Raw genomic sequence first — 617 nt, 5'->3', positions numbered from 1 at the left:
GGCCCGTGGGAGCTACTTCAGGATCGGCAGCCGGTGCACCAGGGCGGTGGAGCCCCACCAGCGGCCCAGGCCCAGGGTGTCGCCCGCGTTCGCCAGCGCCAGCCCGGCCAGCACGATGGTGTAGACGATGTGGTCGTCCATGAACGGGTTGTTGGCCAGCGGCAGCTCCGCGGCCCACATCAGCAGCAGCATCAGCCCACCGGCCACGGCGGCGAGGCGCATCCCGATGCCGAGGATGAGCGCGAGACCGACGCCCAGCAGACCGGCCATGAACAGCCAGTCCACCCAGGCCTGCCCGGCCAGGCCGGAGAAGAAGCCGCCCAGGGCGTTCTCCCCGGTGCCCTTGAGGAAGCCGGTGGTGGGACTGCCGCCGTTGATCCAGGCGCGCTCGGCCGCAGTGGCGAAGCCCCAGCCGAAGGTCTTGTCCAGGAACGCCCACAGGAAGATCCAGCCGATGCTGATCCTGGCCAGCGCCCAGACGTGGTCGACCGGGCGGGACGCCGTCCTGCCGGCCGCGATGTCGGGGGTCGGGTTGCCCTGCACGGAGTGCCGTCCGTCGGTGGTGGCCATCTCCGCCTCCTTCGGCAATGTGCTTTTCGTATGCCTCCAGCACACCG

At 70.5% G+C, this 617-nt stretch carries 1 protein-coding gene; it reads right to left on the bottom strand.

The features are described 5' to 3' along the window. Positions 1–12 precede the first annotated feature (12 nt). Positions 13–570, bottom strand: a complete 558-nt coding sequence (locus tag Pta02_RS40870; RefSeq protein ID WP_203880424.1) for a DoxX family membrane protein — start codon at positions 568–570, stop codon at positions 13–15. Positions 571–617 lie beyond the last annotated feature (47 nt).

The sequence above is a fragment of the Paraplanobispora takensis genome (assembly GCF_016863195.1).
Lineage (GTDB): Bacteria > Actinomycetota > Actinomycetes > Streptosporangiales > Streptosporangiaceae > Planobispora > Planobispora takensis.
Note: the sequence above shows the minus strand (reverse complement) of the source record. Positions and strands in the feature narration are given on the sequence as shown.